Origin of the sequence: Pedobacter sp. SYSU D00535, from assembly GCF_017355855.1 — a bacterium.
Classification (GTDB): Bacteria; Bacteroidota; Bacteroidia; order Sphingobacteriales; family Sphingobacteriaceae; genus Desertivirga.
Genome location: NZ_JAFEWD010000001.1, coordinates 851,634 through 865,585, shown reverse-complemented (window position 1 = coordinate 865,585; position 13,952 = coordinate 851,634). Strand labels below are relative to the sequence as shown.

Sequence of the window (13,952 nt, the reverse complement as noted above, 5' to 3'; positions counted from 1 at the left end):
TACTGCTGAACTCTAAACGAAGACTCGTCTATGACGATTGTAGGACAATTGAGGGTTACTGTCCGCGGTTAAACCTTCCAGGTACCGGAGAGATAGCTCCACAAGCGGAAGTCCTGATTATTCCAACTCAAGTCTGTCAACCAGCAGTCGTTGAGATAGGCAGTTTCTATGGGGACGGAATGAATAGAGCTTTATTTACTCCTTTTTAATGTGTAGCTGATCCCCAGGCGAATCATCCTTGAATAATTCTCCCGATCTGCACCCTCCATTTCAGCGGTATAGTTGGTCAGGCCATGTGAATAGCCGGCCTGAAATCCTAGTTGTTTAATACGAGTAGCTAATCCTATTCTTAGCCGAAAGTCTAGATCCGGGATGGGATGATCGTGGGAGGTTTCCAGATCAAAGCTTTCTACAGACAGTTTTTCTTCGCTTTTTAGGCCAAAGCCGAATTCTGCTCCTATAGTGACATCGAAAGGAAGATATTTTGCATTGAATCTCTTGCCAAAAAAGGGATGTACATTGATGAATTGGTTGCGTAAGACCGTATTCCCTTGTTCCTCAATAATCATGTCATCAATTATGATTTCGTTGATCTTTATATTACTTGCCAGCGACTCGTAGCCCAGCTGAATTCCCAAAATTTGGTTTCTCCTGGTAGCCTTTTTTAGCTCAGCAGCCAGGCCATAAGAGAGTCCGCTTCCTTTGCCGTAGGGATTATTTGTACGTGTATTGTATATAAAACTGACTCTTTCGGCTGATTCACCACCAAAGGAAAACAGGCCAGTGTTTGCTTGTAACGATAGTTCTGTGTGTTGAGCGCATGCAGTTGATGCAGCAATACAGGTAAAAGCAAGTAAGGCATAGATTTTCATACCGGCTATTTTACAAAATAGGACCTGACATAACAAGACCGGGTTTGTTAAATTATTGATTTTCTGTTAAGACGACTTCCGCGGGCGACGCTGCAAAAGAGCTAAAAAGAGTATATTCACACGTAAAATAAACTCGATGAAAAAATCTATACTCTTTGCCTTTCTATTATCGTTTTCGATGATCTCTTTCGCTCAGAAAAAATTTAACGGAACTTTCTCTAATGGATATAAAGGAGCCAAAATCTCTTTTGAGCTTTCTAAAGATGGAAAAACGATTAAAAATCTCACCTTTAATGGTTACTGGCGATGTGGTTCAAGTACAGAACAGATAACTGCTGGTCCGGAAAAACCAATATCCGTAGCGAATGGAGTGATAAAATCAGTAATTACTGATCCCGAAAACGGAGGAGCTTCCGCATTCAGATTTGATATTCAGGGAACGGTGAAAGGCAACACAGCTAGTGGGACCTTCAGGATGAGCATAGCGGGACTGAGCTGCGATACCTACCTACTGAACTGGACAGCGACGGGGAAGTGATGAAGGTGGGAGTATAAAGACCGTTTTTCTGATCAAGTTTCGTCGTCAGGTAGGCTTTTGCTTCCTTTTTACCTATGCGTTTCAGACCTTTCCATTAGTATAAACGTTTTCGTTATTAAACTTTCAATATATTTTGAAAGTTTAATAACTTTTCATAGGTTTGTTGCATGGAGTTAGCAGAAGCAAAACAAAAATTCATAGAGGCTTGGGGTAAGTTAGGATCAGAGTGGGGGATAAACCGCACTATGGCACAGGTGCATGCACTGCTATTGATATCACCCGAGGCTCTTACCACAGAAGAGATTATGGAAGCGCTGAGCATCTCCAGAGGAAATGCCAACATGACTTTAAGAGATCTTATTGGCTGGGGACTGGTAGAGAAGCAACATAAAGCAGGTGAACGGAAGGAATATTTCTACGCGGACAAGGATACATGGAACATTGCCCGGCAAGTGGCGAAAGAGCGTAGGAAGAGAGAACTAGATCCAGTATTGAAGGTGCTGGACGAGCTATCGAAGGTAGATGGAGATGTAAATGACCCGGAATACAAAACTTTTAACAAATCAGTAACGGATATCAATATGCTGGCAAAGAATGTCGACAAGACCTTAGATACCATGCTGAAAGCCGAAGAGAACTGGTTCTGGGGCTCCTTATTTAAAATATTCAAATAGAATATTTTTTTGAGTAGTATTTTCAATATTTTCTGAAAATTCAGGAATAATAAAAGAAGAACAACAAGCTATGAGCAGGTTAAAAAATCACCTTATCCTTTTCGATGCGGATTGCCCGATGTGCCGGTTGTACACGGAGGCAATGGTAAAAGGAGGCATGCTAGACCCAGACGGGAGAGCGCCTTACCAGGACCTTACAGAACAAGCTTGTCCTATGGTTGACAGGCAGCGGGCAGCAAACGAGATAGCGCTTGTAAGCTTGGAAAGCGGAGAGGTAAGTTATGGCATACAAAGCCTTTTCAAAGTTTTTGCTTCATCTTTTCCTGTGTTAAAGCCCTTATTTCTCTTTAAGCCTTTCGTTTGGGGGATGACGAAGCTCTACGCTTTTATATCTTTCAACAGACGGGTGATCATTCCAGCACCTCTCGCCACCGGGACCTTTCAAATCCAGCCCTCCTTGAGATTAGAGTATCGGATAGCTTACCTGATTTTTAGCTGGTTTATTACTGCCAGTATTCATTCTGCTTACTCGCCATTGTTAAAGGGACTGGCCCCAGCAGGAAGTGCGGTGATGGAATACCTGATATGCGGAGGCCAGGTATTTTTTCAGGGAGCAATCATTGGACTTATTGACAGGAGTAAACGCTGGGATTACCTCGGAAATATGATGTCCATCTCGCTGGCAGGGGCGCTCCTGTTATTGCCGGCGGTGTTTAAGGCCAATTGGCTTCATCTTCCCGCCGGGTTCTACGCCGCATGGTTTTTGGCGATAGCCGGAGCTATGCTGCTGGAGCATATCCGAAGGACGAGGCTGCTGCAGCTTGGCTGGACACTTAGTGCCAGCTGGGTCTTATATCGAATTCTTGTGCTTTTATTTATCCTTTAGTTACCTGTTATGAAATACGAAAAGATCATACTTGCCGGAGGTAGCGGCTACCCGGGTGGCGTGTTAGCTAACCATTTCAAGCCTTTGGCAAAGGAGGTGATTATTTTGAGTCGTAAACCAGCACCTGCAGATCATAACATACGGACGCTAGTATGGGATGCTAGAACAGAAGGAAAATGGTGCGAAAGCCTGGATGACGCGGAGCTTCTTGTGAACCTTTGCGGAAAGAACGTCAACTGCCGCTATAACAGCCGTAACAGGGCAGCTATTATTCAATCCCGGGTAGATCCGACTCAGCTGTTGGGCAGGGTCATCGGAAAGATGAAACAGCCTCCGCAACTCTGGATCAACGTGACTTCCGCCACCATTTACCGGCATGCTGAAGACTGGCCGCAGGACGAGGAAAGCGGTGAAGCAGGCTATGGATTTTCCGTAGATGTTTGTCGCCAATGGGAAGAAACGTTCTTCAACAGCCATACTCCTCAAACCAGGAAAATTGCATTGCGTATGGGAATTGTATTGGGACAAAAAGATGGGGTGTTTCCGCGCCTATTGAACCTCGTTAAGCTGGGTCTGGGGGGAAAGCAGGGAGACGGCAAACAATATGTTTCCTGGATTCATGAGCAAGATGTTGCCAGGTGTACGGAGTGGCTGATCGGTCAACGGGAATTAGAGGGGGTGATCAACTGTACTGCTCCGGAACCTCTGAAAAACGACGAATTGATGGATCCCCTTCGCAGCGCCTACGGGATCCCCTTTGGCTTACCTGCTCCTGCCTGGCTATTAGAAATTGGAGCAAGGCTTATCGGGACGGAGACGGAACTGATCCTTAAGAGCAGGTGGGTTTTACCCAAGCGACTGATCGACGATGGTTTTACTTTCTCTTTCCCTACAGCAGGTTTTGCTATTAAAGACATTCTAAGTACCCGAATTTGATATGCCCCGATTTATCTTAACTACCCGAATTAAAGCCCCTGCTGCACACTGCTTTGATCTTGCCAGAAGCATCGACCTTCACCTGGAGACCATGCAGCATAGCGAAGAGAAGGCTATTGCCGGCGTCACCAGCGGACTGATTGGACTGGGAGAAACGGTGACCTGGGAAGCAAGGCATTTCGGAATCAAAATGAAGTTGATCAGCAAAATTACTATCTGCGAGTTTCCTGTACTTTTTTGTGATGAAATGCTGGAAGGGCCCTTTAAAAGCCTGATCCACCGGCATTTCTTCGCGGAAAGGGGTGCATTTACGTTGATGATAGATGAGTTTGCGTATGAGTCGCCTCTTGGGATACTTGGCTGTTTGGCCGACCTGGTCTTTCTGGAAAAGTATATGCGAAAGCTCATCCTACACAGAAACGCAGTAATTAAACAAAAAGCAGAATTGCCAACCTAAAAAAACTCAACAATGAAAACCGAAGAAGCACAACTAAAAAGTAAAATCAGGAGATAGATGATCTTCTTTATTACAGCCCTTATCCTGAGTGGAATTACTGCCTTCCCAATTGAGAGCCAGCTGGCCATAGCTGTGCAGTTAAAAGATTTCTTTCCTTTATCCCTGGCCAATTGGTTCGATACCATTTACACGGCCGTCAAAACTACCAACGATCGGTTTCCTTACCTCGCTTACGGAACAGACTGGCTGGCCTTTGCTCATATCGTCATCGCTACGGCCTTTATTGGTCCCCTTCGTGATCCTGTTCGGAATATCTGGGTCGTTCAATTTGGGATGATTGCCTGTGCGATGGTTATCCCCCTTGCCTTTATCGCTGGAAGGATTAGAGAAATCCCATTTTTCTGGCAGCTAATTGACTGCTCATTCGGCTTGTTTGGGATGATCCCGCTTTATATCTGCCACAGCCATATCAAGAAGTTAGAAGTCATCCACTTTAATACCTTATCAAAAAAATATGAATAACAAGATTTATAATTTTAAAGTACTTAAAGGGATTCTCCTTTCCAATCTTTTCGCTTTTGTATTGATTGGAATTACCCGCTATCTCGAATTGCATCCGGGGGTGTTTGTGTATGCTGAGTTTGTTATTATTCCACTGGTGATGGGAATAATAAGTACCTGGTGCTGGAGAGATCTGCAGTTGAAAAGTAGAAGCTTGACGGGCTTGTCTTGCGTTAACGGCCTCTTAGCCATTGTCCTTAGTTCAGTTTTTTTAGGCGAAGGAATGATCTGTCTCCTAATCGTTTCGCCCCTGATTCTGGGTTTTGTAATCACCGGCACTGTTATCGGGAAAGCGATGTTTAAAAGGGATAACAAGAATCTAAATATGAGCGTTCTTTCCCTGCTTTTGGTTCTTTTTGTTGCAGATTCGGTCTCTGATCATCAGCATGAGCGCATGGTTTCCGACATCGTCGTCATCGATGCTCCTACAAAAGAGGTCTGGAAACATGTAGTCGCGTTCGAGCGGATCGATGAAGAAAACAAGTATTGGCTATTTCAGATCGGAATGCCGAGCCCTGTAGCTGCCACGGTCGAGGGTCACCGAGAAGGAGCAGGTAGGAAGTGTATCTTTAGTAATGGTTATGTTTTCGATGAACGAATCGCGGTATATAACCGGGAGCGGGATTTAACATTCGACATTGTCAGCCAGCCGAAGGATCCGGAGATTATGGGGCATATTGACATTCTCCGTGGACAATTTCTTTTAAAGGACAATGGTGATGGAACCACTACGCTGACCGGAAACAGTTGGTATCGACTATACGTCTTCCCGCTCTGGTACTATGATATCTGGGCGGAAAGTATTACCAGGAATGTCCATTTACGAGTGATGGACCACATCAAGTCCCTAAGCGAGAAAAAATAGTGTTTGCTTTTACCGTAAAGTGGCTTGGCTTTCTCAAGGGAATTCCCGGATTAGCCTTATTCTTTGATGCATTATTAAAATTGCAGCTTTTTTTGCTTAGGCCCCAACTGCTATCGATGCTGGATGAGATAGAGTTGGAGGTTACGAGTTGGGAGGGAATAAGCGCAAGGACGCATAAATACGGGGGACTGCAGTTTGATTACCTTGATAAAGAAATAGGGCATCTTCACAGTAACGGCCTATTGGATATTCTTTTCAGCTTCAAAATTAAGGAACAATTGCGCGAAGAAGGACGGATCCAGGATCATCATGTATTTGTGAACACCGGTTGGATAACGTTTGGCATTCGATCAAAGCAAGATATCCCTTATGCGTTATGTCTGTTGAAGCGGAGCTATTTACAAAAGATTAATGGTCGCCCAGCCCAGGGTTATCGCAGCGACCATTAATCTTAACGTGTAGCGGATTCTCTTCGACTCGCCTTCCGAAGCGGAGTTTAGGAGCAAAAGTACAGCTTAACTTTCTGTAACTCTTTTTCCGGTAGTTGTGCTTGTATTGGGAGTACTAATTGTGCTGACATATCGCCATTCAGCTTTTGCTTCATTGTTTGTAAAGGAGACCAGCACATAACCTCTTTGAGATGCGTTGAGATAGTTTAGGTCGTCAATTAGAAGTTGGTTAGCTTGTTCGAAGGCTGCTATGGTTGCCGGATTTGCGCCGAAAATGGCTTCGAAGCCTGGAGAGGACACAGAAGCAGTTGCAAATTCGGTCCCTACCTTATTTCCGTTAGCATCTTTTAAATCAGAATGCCATGCATTGTGAGTATCTCCGGCAAGGGACACCAGTTTTTTTCCTGCAGCAGAGGCGTAGATCCTCTCTCGCTCCGCCGGGTAGCCATCCCAGGAATCCAGGTTGTAAGGAAGCACATTCTGTACTCGTGCTTTTTCTGCAGCCGTTAATGTAGGGTCGTTCTGTAGAATTCTGCTTTTTATGGCAACCAACTGGGTAACAGATGCCTGGTATTCGGCTAAAAGGGAAGGGTCGTTGACTCCGGCAGCTATCCGGGCGGTAATTAGTAGTAGTTCAGCCGGCATGTACATTTTTCCCATCAACACCTGACTGCCCAAAACTTGCCATTTTAGATTACTGTTGCTAATCATCCCCGTCAACCAGTTCCTTTGTTCCTGGCCAAGAATCGTCCGTTGCGGACTAGTCCATGCCGTAAGAAACCCCTGCGCATTTAAACCTGCCTGGGTAAAATAATCAGCATAAGAGATCTGCTTATCACGACCCACAATTCGAGTGTCAAGCATAATGAGGTTCACCATACCGGCAATTTCAAAGTTGCGGTAAATCTTTGCATTGTCAGTTACTCTTGCCGGCAGATACTCGTGCCAAACCTGGATAGCACTCAGCTTCCGGGTTTCAAAATTGCCTTCGTTCGGCTGATGGTTTTCTGCACCGTCTTTCCAGGCATCGTTAGTTATTTCGTGGTCATCCCATACACAAATAAACGGCTTCAACTGATGAGCTTTTTGAAGTTGCTCATCACTCCGGTATTGGCGGTATCTTTCACGGTAATTTTCGAGGGTCACGATTTCCCCTGCTGGCTGATGGAGTCGGTTCAAACTTGCTGTATTGTCATTGGTGCCATAGCCACCCGCTCCATATTCGTAGATATAATCGCCCAGGTGCACTACGACATCGGCATCCGAATTAGCAACAGCGCCATATACATTAAAAAGCCCCGCTTGAAAGTTTGCACAGGATACCACCGCCAGCTTGACTTCACTGGCCTGTCCTGCCGCCGGTAATGTTTTCGTCTCACCAATTACAGAAACGGCATCGGTCGTTTCACTTCTAAAACGGTAGTAGTATTTGGTGTTTGAACTAAGTCCACTTACGTCCACGTGGATAGTATAATCGCTGCCGGTATCGACCTTTACTTTCCGGCTGACAACCACGGTGCTGAAGCCAGCGTCCTTCGATACGTCAAGCAGAATCTCCGGCTGGTTGCTTTCCTGCATTGCAGGAGTATAGCGTGTCCATAATATCACTTTGTCTGTGGTAGGATCGAAGCTCGCTACTCCGTGGTGAAATCCCTGGCCCTCGTAGTCAATGTCATCGCCATTCTTGTTTTTCTTGCAGCTTGTCAAGGCAGAAGGCAAAAGAATAGTGCCTGCCGCGGCGATAACGGTATTGCGGATAAAAGTTCTCCGGCTTAATTTACTGAGTATTTTTTCGTTGCTCATTCGCTTTCTTTTTCTCAAACTTAAAGCCTCTACATTTCCCCTATGTGAAGTTTATATCATAAAAAGGAATGGAAGGAAGAGATTGTCACCACTGGATCAAAGGAAGAGCTATCAGATTCCTGGGAACTACGAGCAAAAGGACAATGGAGGCAGTCATCTGCGGTAGCTAACAAGAGATATTGAGGGGGCGATTAATTGATGTATTCTCGTGCTTTAAGATAACCAAGAATAGTTCTTTGGCCCTCGTTGGGGATAATGTAAAACTTTCAAAGCTCGCTGATTCTGAGAAATAAAACATCGCCTGATTGTTCGAAGAGTGAGAACATTAGTGTATTGATCACATAAGGTACAGTGGCTTAAGCGGAAGCTGAAAGAGGAAGGAGAACGAGAAGGTCAAGTGTAAGTGTTCAAAATTACTACTAATAGGAAAGCCGGGCATTTGCCCGGCTTTCCTATTAGTAGTAATTTTAATTTGTCAGTCTATTTCCCGGGAAACTCCGGATAGACGAACGAACTGGAAGTTCGCTGCCTCTTTTAGTAGCCCGGATTCTGATCTGCTTCCGTCAAGGCATCGTTTCTATCGATCGCTGCCTGCGGGATTGGACGGTAGCGTTTTGCCACATCTCCAGGAAGAACAGCTTCAGCACCACCGTTATCTACCCTGATATCCCAATTATATCTTCCAACAAACTCTTTTAGTTTCTTAGTCCTGCGAAGTTCTGGCCAGCGTAAAAATTCTCCTGCAAACTCTTTCGCACTCTCAATGAGGTAGCTGTCCAGCGCTGCACTCTGACTAGTGAGGTTCGCGATGTTGGTTACCGGAACAAGTGGCGTTCCATTCTTCGAATTTCCGGGACGGCGTGTAACTGTTTCCAGATACGTTTGTGCCTCCCCGAATTGGTTCAAACCGATACAAGCTTCTGCATATAAGAAGTAAGTTTCTGCTCGGCGGGCAAGGACGATATCACGTGCGCTTGCGCGGATTGAGAAGGTTGCCTTAGTAGCAGGACTGTCGAACTTTTTAATTACGGGACCATAGAAGTCCTGAGACCAGGCCCAGCGATAAGCTCTCTCGTTGGATTTGAATGGACGCATTCTGAATGCTAAGCTTCCGTTGGGATTTCTTTTCAAACGGCTTGCATTTTTGGTTACCCATGCAATTGAATCGGCAGAAGAGAAGTCTGCGCCGTTACCTCTTGGGTAGAAGGCGTAGATCGCTTTGGTTGCTGTATCTGCAGGATTGTAATAGTCGTAGTAGTTATTGTAGATAATGGTCATGAAGGTACCCTCATAACGCTTATCATTAAAAGGATAAAAGCTCTGCAGACTCCAGGATGGGTAAACAGTCGTTGCCTGATACTTTCCTAATCCCGTCTCTGTACCGCCGAGGTAAGATCCGAAAAGACTTTGCTGAGAGTTTCCTTCAGTTACAGAAGGCAATGATGCGACATCGTACTGCACAGAGAATAGAAATTCCGCATTATTCTCGTTGGTCGGACTCCAAAGAGTTTCAAACGGAATGGTAATTCCTTTTCCGTTGATCGCTTTCGTTGCATTTTCTTTTGCTTTTGTAAATGAAGCCTGATCGTTCAAATCCCAACCTCTGGTAAGGTACATTTTGGCCAGATAGTGATAACCTGCCTCTTTACCCAGGCGCTTGTTATTATCGCTTAAATTTGCTACTTGCGACTCCATCTCAGAAATAACGAAATTATAGGAGTCGGCGAGTGAGCTGCGTGGAATAGAAGTTATTGCTGACTGCGTTGCCTGGGTATGGAGGACAACTCCGCCGAACTGCTCGATCAACCAAAAATGAAGAATAGCACGAAGACAGGTTAGCTCTGCTTTGTATTGCTTTTTTAGTGCATCGCTGATCTCTGCTGCGTCAACGTAGGCCAAGCCTAAATTCACGTTTTGGATATTTGCATACACGGCAGTATAAAAGCTTGTCACCCGGGCATCCGAAGGGAACAAGCCGTTGTAGGTTAAGATTCCGCGGTCGGCATTGGTATTCCTTGTGGATTCATACATGTCTGTCCCCGCAAAATACACGTAAGGTGCATTGTCTCCATCGCGACCAAAAATGTTGCGGAGTCCGCTATAAGAAGCCGTCATCAACGACTCAAAGCCGGAGGCTGTTTTATAAAACTCGTCGTTCGTTATGCCCGATTTATTATCTTCTTCAAGAAAATCGGAACATCCCGCAAAGAAGACGCAACTTAATATGAGTATACTTAATAGCTTTTTCATCGTAATTAAAATTTAACGTTCATTCCCAACTGATAGATCACTGTGCTAGGTCCATTACCATTTACCAGGGAAGTGGTAGCATATTCAGGATCCCATCCTTTATAGTCTGTAAACGTGAACGGGTTTAACACATTTGCATAAATGCGGAGGTTGCTCAGTTTTGTTCTAGCAAGTACAGCGTTTCCAAAGGTGTACCCTAAGGTGATGTTACGTACTTTAACAAAATCGGCTTTCGTATAACGGCCATTATTTCCCCAGAAAGCTCCTGCATTACGGAACACCGGATAAGCAGCATCTTCATTACCAGCGCCGGTGTTACCCCATACTACTTGTGGAGAACCGCTGGAGGTATCCCAACTGTCCCAATTGATGATTGGCACATTAGCCGGAACAAAGTAATCGATAGCAATTTTTGGACGTCCACGGTCGTTATTGGCCGCAGTACTGTATTCACCCAAGAAATTGTCGCTTACAAAAGTTCCCCACCTGCCATAAAGGTTAAAACCAAAATCCCAGTTTTTAATATTTAGTGAGGATGTAAAGTTCCCCGTCCATTTAGGGTCAACCTGGCCTAATATTGTACGGTCATCCGCATTATATTTTCCATCTGCATTTACATCGTAAGGGATAGCTTGGCCCGGCTGTTGTCCCCTTGCTGCAGCCTCTGCCGCTTGATCTGTTCTCCAGATACCTGCAATTTTGTAATCATAAATCACGTTAATAGGCTGACCTACAAACCATGCATTGCTGACATCGGCCATTGATCCTCCGGTCAGCTTTTCGATGCGGTTTTTGTTATATGCAAAGTTAACAGAAGTCGTCCAGTTTATATTTTTTGAACGGATGTTTACTGTGCTTAGAGCAACTTCCACTCCTTTATTGGATACTGAACCGATGTTGTCTGTCATATTCGCCACACCTGATTCTACCGCGAGGTTCCTCGACATCAGCAATCCTTCAGATAATTTATCATACAGATCTACGGTACCAGAGATTCGTTGGTTGAAAAATCCGAAATCAAGGCCGTAGTTTAACTCGCGAGTCTTTTCCCATGTAATGAAGGGATTCACAGGACGCCCGGTTACAGCTCCGGTAACTACACCGCTACCATAATCATAAAAATTCTGGCTGGTTAAGTTCGGGGTTTGCATGGATCCAAAAGGCGCTATACCACTATTACTTCCTGAATAACCAAAACTAACCCGCGCTTTCAAATCAGATAACCAATCAGTTTTTAGGAATTCTTCCTCGTTAGCTCTCCATGCCAACGCAACAGAAGGGAAGGCTGTCCACTTATCGCGCAGTTTGGAACTTCCGTCAAAGCGCACTGTACCTGTAACTAAGTATTTGTTTTTGTAATCGTAGTTGACACGCCCAGCGTAAGAGATAAGTCCCGTCTCATCATAATAAGAGCCTGTTCCAGATTGAACGATTGTTCCCATTCCCAGGTTGTACCATTCGGAGTTGTAAGGAAGGTTATTTGAGGTGATTCTAGCTCTTTCATAACGGGTTCTGTAAAAGCTATTAATCAACGTGGCATTGATGTTATGATCTCTTCCCAGCGTTTTTCGGTAAGTAATTAAGTTATCGAGTGTCCATTCAAATGATTCTTCATTTTCCTGGAATGCTGTACTTTGGGTACGATCAGGAGTTACACCGTAATAATAACCGTCTCGGGTACGGTTTAAGCGAGGCATGAAAGTAGATCTGATTTCAAGCCCAGGAAACGGAGTAATGGCAGCAAAGGCATTACCGAGAATATCAAAACGACGAATTTCGCGGTTTCCGCTCTGGATCTCAATTAAGGGATTTCCGGAGCTGGTAAAGTTGGCCGCTCCCTCAATTGCTGCCGCTACACCTGGTTGTCTGATTAAATTACCCTGACTGTCATATGCTGCAAGAATCGGAGCCATCCTAAACAAGTCTTGGTATCCGTTCTGACTACCATTGTTAAGGATATTTTGACCCAGATTAACAGAACCGCCTACAGTCACAATTTTGCTCGGCTTACTATTAATAGCAAGTTTCAAATTGTACTTGTCCAAATCTTCACCTTGGAAGTTTCCTTTTTCCCCCTGGTAGCCGATACCCAAGTTGTAAGTAGTGGTACCACTAACTCCATTCACATTAACGAAATGGTTTTGTTGTGCTCCCTGCTTAGTTCCCAAATCGAGCCAGTCTGTGTACGATTGATCGTATAAACGCTGCTGTAAAAGCCGGCTGTTTTGTAGCACAGTAGTTTGGTTCGGACCGGTTAATTCGTATTTCTGTTGTCCGGCATTATATGTATAAAAATTCGATGTTCTGAAATCCACCCAATCTCTTCCGTCTAAAAATTCAGGGATGCGGGTAAGTTCCCGAACGCCGTAGAATCCGTCGTAGGTAACACTGGTTCGATCAATGTTTGCAACATTTGATCCTTTAGTAGATACGAGCACAACGCCGCTGGAGCCACGAGATCCGTAGATAGCTGTCGATGATGCATCCTTCAACACGTCAATTTTGCTGATATCCGCCGGATTAAGCCAGTCAATATTGTCCATAACGATGCCGTCAACTACAAACAAGGGTCTCGCTCCATTGGCATTCAGAGAATTTTGACCGCGGATTTGAATATTAAATGAAGCTCCAGGCTTGGCAGAGGCTGTATTGATATTAACACCTGCTACTGCGCCCTGTAATGCGCCCATTACAGAAGTAGTACCTCTTGCCGCAATCGCTTCTGAGTCAATGGATCCAACAGAGCCGGTAAGGTCTCTCTTCTTCGCGGTTCCATAACCCACTACGACTACCTCTTCCAGGTCGTTTGCAGCAGACTTCAAAACGACACGCAGAACTTTTTGACCGTTAACAGCTATTTCCCGGGTTTCGTAACCGAGATAGCTGAAAACTAAAGTGGCATTCTCACTTACCGTCATCTTGAAATTTCCATCAATGTCGGTCGAGACGCCCTGGTTTGTTCCTTTTACTTTAACTGAAACTCCAATCAGTGCTTCTCCCTGATCATCAACCACCTTTCCTGTCACAACGATGTCCGCAGTTCTAATGGCTTCAACCGGTTTAACACCTAAAGGCGAACTAATTGCCAATGCGGGAATGGCACCCGTAAGCAGGCATGATACCATTAAGGTTTTTTTACTGGTTTGAATTAGTTTTTTGATAGTGTGTTTGGGTACTATCGGATAAAAACATTTCATATTTTAATTGGCTAAGTTTAAAATTGGGGTATTGGTGATACCTTGGTTTGTTATTAAGTAACGTACAATTACAGAATCTAATCCTTGAAAAGAATCTGTTTCCGCCTATAGTTAATACCTATTTGTTTTGCATATCTCGATGAAAAATTTTCCTTTATAATTTGTTAGTTAAAAGTTTACGGTTATAAGGCACAGCATGTGCTGGGGTTTAGTAAGAAAGGATAGTAATACACCCTTCTGCACGCAATTCTACATCTTCAAGAGTTAAGATGCAAGCAAAAACCAAGAACAAACTACGCAATCGTTCCCGGAATTTTTGTCCATCCGATGCTAAAAAAAGAATGCTTTGGAAAAAAATTAAGCAGGGGGATAAATGCTAATTTAAAACCCTTATTTTAACTGAAGAGTTGCTGGAAGCTAAATCGTTGCTTGGAGACTATAAGAAAATTATGCTTGCTTAAATA

12 protein-coding genes are annotated in these 13,952 nt (G+C 44.4%); 8 read left to right on the top strand and 4 right to left on the bottom strand.

Annotation, left to right across the window (positions count from 1 at the left end; genetic code table 11):
- Positions 1-191 precede the first annotated feature (191 nt).
- Complete coding sequence (locus J4N23_RS03540; RefSeq protein ID WP_207425620.1) at positions 192-872, bottom strand: outer membrane beta-barrel protein; 681 nt, start codon at positions 870-872, stop codon at positions 192-194.
- 136 nt (positions 873-1,008) lie between these two features.
- On the opposite strand from J4N23_RS03540, the gene J4N23_RS03535 reads away from it, so the two are divergent.
- From J4N23_RS03535 to J4N23_RS03500, 8 genes are all read left to right on the top strand, one after another.
- Positions 1,009-1,410: a hypothetical protein gene (locus J4N23_RS03535; RefSeq protein WP_207425619.1), complete on the top strand. Its 402-nt coding sequence runs from the start codon at positions 1,009-1,011 to the stop codon at positions 1,408-1,410.
- Between the two features lie 167 nt (positions 1,411-1,577).
- On the top strand, positions 1,578-2,084 hold the full coding sequence (locus J4N23_RS03530) for a GbsR/MarR family transcriptional regulator (protein WP_207425618.1): 507 nt from the start codon (positions 1,578-1,580) through the stop codon (positions 2,082-2,084).
- A 70-nt stretch (positions 2,085-2,154) separates the two neighbouring features.
- The gene (locus tag J4N23_RS03525; RefSeq protein WP_207425617.1) at positions 2,155-2,970 is read left to right on the top strand and encodes a DUF393 domain-containing protein; all 816 of its coding nucleotides are present in this window, start codon (positions 2,155-2,157) and stop codon (positions 2,968-2,970) included.
- 9 nt (positions 2,971-2,979) lie between these two features.
- A complete protein-coding gene (locus J4N23_RS03520) occupies positions 2,980-3,906 on the top strand; it encodes a TIGR01777 family oxidoreductase (RefSeq protein ID WP_207425616.1) in 927 nt (308 codons plus the stop codon).
- Position 3,907: 1 nt separating this feature from the next.
- Positions 3,908-4,363 carry an SRPBCC family protein gene (locus J4N23_RS03515; protein WP_207425615.1) on the top strand — a complete coding sequence of 152 codons (456 nt, stop codon included), beginning with the start codon at positions 3,908-3,910 and terminating at the stop codon, positions 4,361-4,363.
- Between the two features lie 57 nt (positions 4,364-4,420).
- Positions 4,421-4,885 carry a hypothetical protein gene (locus J4N23_RS03510; RefSeq protein WP_207425614.1) on the top strand — a complete coding sequence of 155 codons (465 nt, stop codon included), beginning with the start codon at positions 4,421-4,423 and terminating at the stop codon, positions 4,883-4,885.
- Positions 4,878-5,789: a hypothetical protein gene (locus J4N23_RS03505; RefSeq protein WP_207425613.1), complete on the top strand. Its 912-nt coding sequence runs from the start codon at positions 4,878-4,880 to the stop codon at positions 5,787-5,789. The genes J4N23_RS03510 and J4N23_RS03505 overlap by 8 nt, the downstream gene beginning before the upstream one ends.
- Positions 5,789-6,238, top strand: coding sequence for a luciferase family protein (locus tag J4N23_RS03500; RefSeq protein WP_370527231.1), 450 nt, complete (start codon positions 5,789-5,791; stop codon positions 6,236-6,238). The genes J4N23_RS03505 and J4N23_RS03500 overlap by 1 nt, the downstream gene beginning before the upstream one ends.
- Before the next feature lie 66 nt (positions 6,239-6,304).
- Here J4N23_RS03500 and J4N23_RS03495 read toward each other — a convergent pair whose 3' ends face one another.
- The 3 genes from J4N23_RS03495 to J4N23_RS03485 form a co-directional block, all read right to left on the bottom strand.
- A complete protein-coding gene (locus J4N23_RS03495; RefSeq protein ID WP_207425612.1) occupies positions 6,305-8,041 on the bottom strand; it encodes an alkaline phosphatase in 1,737 nt (578 codons plus the stop codon).
- Between the two features lie 534 nt (positions 8,042-8,575).
- The gene (locus tag J4N23_RS03490) at positions 8,576-10,291 is read right to left on the bottom strand and encodes a RagB/SusD family nutrient uptake outer membrane protein (RefSeq protein ID WP_207425611.1); all 1,716 of its coding nucleotides are present in this window, start codon (positions 10,289-10,291) and stop codon (positions 8,576-8,578) included.
- A 5-nt stretch (positions 10,292-10,296) separates the two neighbouring features.
- Positions 10,297-13,416, bottom strand: a complete 3,120-nt coding sequence (locus J4N23_RS03485) for a TonB-dependent receptor (RefSeq protein ID WP_207425610.1) — start codon at positions 13,414-13,416, stop codon at positions 10,297-10,299.
- Positions 13,417-13,952 lie beyond the last annotated feature (536 nt).

Excerpts from the sequence above, each read along its gene's own strand:
- J4N23_RS03540 (WP_207425620.1), bottom strand. The coding sequence starts at position 872 with ATGAAAATCTATGCCTTACTTGCTTTTACCTGTATTGCTGCATCAACT.
- J4N23_RS03535 (WP_207425619.1), top strand. The coding sequence starts at position 1,009 with ATGAAAAAATCTATACTCTTTGCCTTTCTATTATCGTTTTCGATGATC.
- J4N23_RS03530 (WP_207425618.1), top strand. The coding sequence starts at position 1,578 with ATGGAGTTAGCAGAAGCAAAACAAAAATTCATAGAGGCTTGGGGTAAG.
- J4N23_RS03525 (WP_207425617.1), top strand. The coding sequence starts at position 2,155 with ATGAGCAGGTTAAAAAATCACCTTATCCTTTTCGATGCGGATTGCCCG.
- J4N23_RS03520 (WP_207425616.1), top strand. The coding sequence starts at position 2,980 with ATGAAATACGAAAAGATCATACTTGCCGGAGGTAGCGGCTACCCGGGT.
- J4N23_RS03515 (WP_207425615.1), top strand. The coding sequence starts at position 3,908 with ATGCCCCGATTTATCTTAACTACCCGAATTAAAGCCCCTGCTGCACAC.
- J4N23_RS03510 (WP_207425614.1), top strand. The coding sequence starts at position 4,421 with ATGATCTTCTTTATTACAGCCCTTATCCTGAGTGGAATTACTGCCTTC.
- J4N23_RS03505 (WP_207425613.1), top strand. The coding sequence starts at position 4,878 with ATGAATAACAAGATTTATAATTTTAAAGTACTTAAAGGGATTCTCCTT.
- J4N23_RS03495 (WP_207425612.1), bottom strand. The coding sequence starts at position 8,041 with ATGAGCAACGAAAAAATACTCAGTAAATTAAGCCGGAGAACTTTTATC.
- J4N23_RS03490 (WP_207425611.1), bottom strand. The coding sequence starts at position 10,291 with ATGAAAAAGCTATTAAGTATACTCATATTAAGTTGCGTCTTCTTTGCG.
- J4N23_RS03485 (WP_207425610.1), bottom strand. The coding sequence starts at position 13,416 with ATGGTATCATGCCTGCTTACGGGTGCCATTCCCGCATTGGCAATTAGT.